This is a genomic window from Lancefieldella parvula DNF00906 (genome assembly GCF_000758945.1).
Classification (GTDB): domain Bacteria; phylum Actinomycetota; class Coriobacteriia; order Coriobacteriales; family Atopobiaceae; genus Lancefieldella; species Lancefieldella parvula_C.
In genome coordinates, this window is the sequence record NZ_JRND01000008.1 from 1 (window position 1) to 5,263 (window position 5,263).

A 5,263-nucleotide genomic window follows, 5' to 3' on the forward strand; every position below is an offset into this window, starting at 1 on the left:
TGGAGGAATTAAGAAGATACAAAATCTTCTTCACAAACGAGTCGTAAGTGCGTATAGTTAATCCCCGCGCCGCGCACCACGCAATGTGAAATCGCAGCGCAGCGAACCTTGAAAACCGGATACTGCGATCGAAAGATCAGCAAAGACAGACAAGCGAAATTCGAATTTGAACATTTTGTTCAATAGTCAATTCATAATTTCAGCGAATCCGAGATCAGCGGGATTTTAGAGACGTGGATTCAACTCAACCTTAAATTGTACTGACTTTTAGTCAGTTAAATTTTGAATGGAGAGTTCGATCCTGGCTCAGGATGAACGCTGGCGGCGCGCCTAACACATGCAAGTCGAACGATTAAAGCACCTTCGGGTGTGTATAAAGTGGCGAACGGCTGAGTAACACGTGGGCAACCTGCCCCTCTCATTGGGATAGCCACGGGAAACCGTGGATAATACCGAATACTTCGAGACTTTCGCATGAAAGACTCGAGAAAGCTCCGGCGGAGAGGGATGGGCCCGCGGCCTGTTAGCTTGTTGGTGGGGTAACGGCCTACCAAGGCAATGATGGGTAGCTGGGTTGAGAGACCGACCAGCCAGATTGGGACTGAGACACGGCCCAGACTCCTACGGGAGGCAGCAGTGGGGAATCTTGCACAATGGGCGAAAGCCTGATGCAGCGACGCCGCGTGCGGGATGAAGGCCTTCGGGTTGTAAACCGCTTTCAGCAGGGACGAGGCGAAAGTGACGGTACCTGCAGAAGAAGCCCCGGCTAACTACGTGCCAGCAGCCGCGGTAATACGTAGGGGGCAAGCGTTATCCGGATTCATTGGGCGTAAAGCGCTCGTAGGCGGTCTGTTAGGTCGGGAGTTAAATCCGGGGGCTCAACCCCCGTTCGCTCCCGATACCGGCAGACTTGAGTTTGGTAGGGGAAGGTGGAATTCCTAGTGTAGCGGTGGAATGCGCAGATATTAGGAAGAACACCAGTGGCGAAGGCGGCCTTCTGGGCCATAACTGACGCTGAGGAGCGAAAGCTAGGGGAGCAAACAGGATTAGATACCCTGGTAGTCCTAGCCGTAAACGATGGACACTAGGTGTGGGGGAATATTTCTTCCGTGCCGCAGCTAACGCATTAAGTGTCCCGCCTGGGGAGTACGGCCGCAAGGCTAAAACTCAAAGGAATTGACGGGGGCCCGCACAAGCAGCGGAGCATGTGGTTTAATTCGAAGCAACGCGAAGAACCTTACCAGGGCTTGACATTTAGGTGAAGCGGCGGAAACGTCGTGGCCGAAAGGAGCCTAAACAGGTGGTGCATGGCTGTCGTCAGCTCGTGTCGTGAGATGTTAGGTTAAGTCCTGCAACGAGCGCAACCCTCGTCGTATGTTGCCAGCGGTTAGGCCGGGCACCCATACGAGACCGCCGGCGTCAAGCCGGAGGAAGGTGGGGACGACGTCAAGTCATCATGCCCCTTATGTCCTGGGCTACACACGTGCTACAATGGCCGGCACAATGGGCTGCCAACCCGCGAGGGTGAGCGAATCCCTAAAGCCGGTCCCAGTTCGGATTGGAGGCTGCAACCCGCCTCCATGAAGTCGGAGTTGCTAGTAATCGCGGATCAGCACGCCGCGGTGAATGCGTTCCCGGGCCTTGTACACACCGCCCGTCACACCACCCGAGTCGATTGCACCCGAAGTCGTCGGCCTAACCTTTTAGGAGGGAGACGCCGAAGGTGTGGTTGGTAAGGGGGGTGAAGTCGTAACAAGGTAGCCGTACCGGAAGGTGCGGCTGGATCACCTCCTTTCTAGGGAGATACCCTCTTTAGAAGAGATAACACTAACTTTTTTGACGAGTAGTTCCCGTCTTTCCCGTTGATGTCTTTGTTGCACGAAAGTGCGCAGTATTCGGTCTCGAGGGTTCGCCCTCGCGTACCTTGAGAGCTGCATAGTGTGACAAACAAAAATTCGATTTTCTTCAAGAAGATCGCATCTGATCGCATTTGATAAGTAATTATCAAAGTGCAAAAAGTATGTTCAAACCATCGAAAAGAAGATGGTAAGGGCAAACGGTGGATGCCTTGGCACAAGAAGCCGATGAAGGACGTGATAAGCTGCGATAAGCCACGGTAAGGAGCACATATCCTGTGACCCGTGGATTTCCGAATGGGTAAACCCACCAAGAGTCATTTCTTGGTACTTCCTGCTGAATATATAGGCAGGATAGAGGTAACCGGGGGAACTGAAACATCTAAGTACCCCGAGGAAGAGAAATCAAACGAGATTCCCCTAGTAGTGGCGAGCGAACGGGGATATAGGACAAACCGTCAGTTGCGCAAGCGCTGGCGGGGTTGTAGGACCATTCATTGTGGAGTTACAAAACTTCGTGGAAGCAGAATAGCTTGGAAAAGCTGGCGAGACAGGGTAAAAGCCCCGTACGCGAATCTGCGAAGACTCCCGAGTGGCACCTGAGTACTGCCGGACACGTGAAACCCGGTGGGAACCTGGGGGGTCCACCCTCCAATCCTAAATACTCTCTTGTGACCGATAGTGAACCAGTACCGTGAGGGAAAGGTGAAAAGCACCCCTAGCGGGGAGTGAAATAGTACCTGAAACCGTTTGCCTACAAGCAGTCGGAGCAGACTTTTGTCTGTGACGGCGTGCCTTTTGTAGAATGAGCCAGCGAGTTACGGCATGTGGCAAGGTTAAGCTAAAAAGCGAGCCGCAGCGAAAGCGAGTCTGAATAGGGCGAGTGAGTCGCATACCGTAGACGCGAAGCCAGGTGAGCTATCCATGAGCAGGCTGAAGCGGGGGTAAGACCCCGTGGAGGGCCGAACCCACTTAGGTTGAAAACTGAGGGGATGACTTGTGGATAGGAGTGAAAGGCCTATCAAACCTGGAGATATCTCGTTCTCTCCGAAATAGCTTTAGGGCTAGCCTCGGATGTTTACCAATGGGGGTAGAGCACTGAATAGTTGCGGGGGCTTCACCGCCTACCAAGATTAATCAAACTCCGAATACCATTGGTCTAGAATCCGGGAGTCAGAATATGTGGGCTAAGCTGTGTATTCGAAAGGGAAACAGCCCAGACCGCCCGCTAAGGTCCCAAAATCAATGCTAAGTGGCAAAGGATGTGCGTTTGCTCAGACAACCAGGATGTTGGCTTAGAAGCAGCCATTCATTTAAAGAGTGCGTAATAGCTCACTGGTCGAGTGGACATGCGCCGACAATATACGGGGCTAAGCATTGTACCGAAGCGGCGGATCAGTACTTTGTACTGGTGGTAGGAGAGCTTTCTGTACGGGTTGAAGCAGTTGGATAACCAACTGTGGACTGTCCAGAAGTGAGAATGCTGGCATGAGTAACGAGAGACATGTAAAAAACATGTCCGCCGTAAACCCAAGGTTTCCTGGGCAAGGCTAATCCTCCCAGGGTTAGGCGGGAGCTAAGGCAAGGCCGGAAGGCGTAGTCGATGCACAACAGGTAGAAATTCCTGTCCCTCCAAAAGAGCGTTATCACCAATGGGGTGACGGAGCAGGGTAGCTAGGCGGGGTTCTGGACGTCCCCGTGATGGCACGTAGGCTGAGAAGTAGTGAAATGCGCTTCTCATGTGGCTGAGGTGTCGGACGAAGCAATTGAGTGAAGCTAGTAAGCCCATACTTCCAAGAAAAACCTCTAGGGAGCTCTGAGGAGCCCGTACCGCAAACCGACACAGGTGGGTGGGTAGAGCATACCAAGGCGATCGGGAGAACTATGGTTAAGGAACTCGGCAAAATTGCCCCGTAACTTCGGGAGAAGGGGTGCCGGTTTCGGTGAAGGGATTTACTCCCCGAGCTAAGATCGGTCACAGTAAATAGGTCCAAGCGACTGTTTATCAAAAACACAGGACTCTGCTGAAGTCGTAAGACGACGTATAGGGTCTGACGCCTGCCCGGTGCCGGAAGGTCACGAGGAGTTGTTAGCATTAGCGAAGCAGCGAATCTAAGCCCCGGTAAACGGCGGCCGTAACTATAACGGTCCTAAGGTAGCGAAATTCCTTGTCGGGTAAGTTCCGACCTGCACGAAAGGCGTAACGATTTGGACGCTGTCTCAACCATAGACCCGGTGAAATTGCACTAGTCGTGAAGATGCGACTTACCCGCAGAAGGACGGAAAGACCCCGTGAACCTTTACTGCAGCTTGACATTGGCTGCCGGTTCGTCGTGTAGAGGATAGGTGGGAGACTTTGAACCAGGGACGCCAGTCTCTGGGGAGTCACCCTTGGAATACCACCCTCGACGTTCTGGCATCCTAACTTGCGACCGTTATCCGGCGTGAGGACCGTGTCAGGTGGGTAGTTTGACTGGGGCGGTCGCCTCCTAAAATGTAACGGAGGCGCACGTAAGGTCTGCTCAGGATGGTCGGCAACCATCCTTTTGAGTGCAAGAGCATAAGCAGGCTTGACTGCGAGGCCTACAAGCCGAGCAGATGGGAAACCAGGTTCTAGTGATCCGGCGGCTCAGAGTGGTATGGCCGTCGCTCAACGGACAAAAGGTACTCCGGGGATAACAGGCTGATCTTCCCCAAGAGTCCACATCGACGGGAAGGTTTGGCACCTCGATGTCGGCTCATCGCATCCTGGGGCTGGAGCAGGTCCCAAGGGTATGGCTGTTCGCCATTTAAAGCGGTACGCGAGCTGGGTTCAGAACGTCGTGAGACAGTTCGGTCCCTATCCTCTGTGGGCGTAGGAAAATTGAGGGAGGCTGCCCCTAGTACGAGAGGACCGGGGTGGACGGACCTCCGGTGTACGGGTTGTTAACCAATAGCATTGCCCGGTAGCTGAGTCCGGTCGGGATAACCGCTGAAAGCATCTAAGCGGGAAGCCCATCCCAAGATGAGTTTTCCTTTCGGTAAGACCCCTTGTAGACTACGAGGTTGATAGGATGCAGATGTAAGTGCTGTAAGGCATTCAGTCGAGCATTACTAATCGGTCGAGCTCTTCTTTTCTTTACTATATTTTGAACTGATGCGTGATTTTTGAAGCCTTTGAATTTAACGTCACACTGTGCGGCCCTCAGGGCACGTGAGAAAACCCTCATGAAACAAGAATACCCCTTGTTGGTCAGCGACCATGGCAGGGGAGGCACACCTGGTCCCATTCCGAACCCAGAAGTTAAGCCCCCGAGCGCCGATGGTACTGCGGAGTAAGTCCGTGGGAGAGCAGGACGTCGCTGACCAACAAGGGGCATTTTTATGTCGAGAGGATCTCACGTTTGTGAGGTCCTCTTTTTTGGTAG

Annotated in this window: 3 rRNA genes; all 3 read left to right on the forward strand. The window is 53.2% G+C overall.

Going from position 1 to position 5,263, the window contains the following annotated elements:
* Window positions 1-283 precede the first annotated feature (283 nt).
* Window positions 284-1,795, forward strand: a 16S ribosomal RNA gene (locus tag HMPREF1647_RS01685).
* Between the two features lie 241 nt (window positions 1,796-2,036).
* Window positions 2,037-4,973 (forward strand): 23S ribosomal RNA (locus HMPREF1647_RS01690).
* A gap of 114 nt (window positions 4,974-5,087) precedes the next feature.
* Window positions 5,088-5,203 (forward strand): 5S ribosomal RNA (rrf, locus tag HMPREF1647_RS01695).
* Together the 16S, 23S and 5S rRNA genes form the textbook arrangement of a ribosomal RNA operon.
* Window positions 5,204-5,263 lie beyond the last annotated feature (60 nt).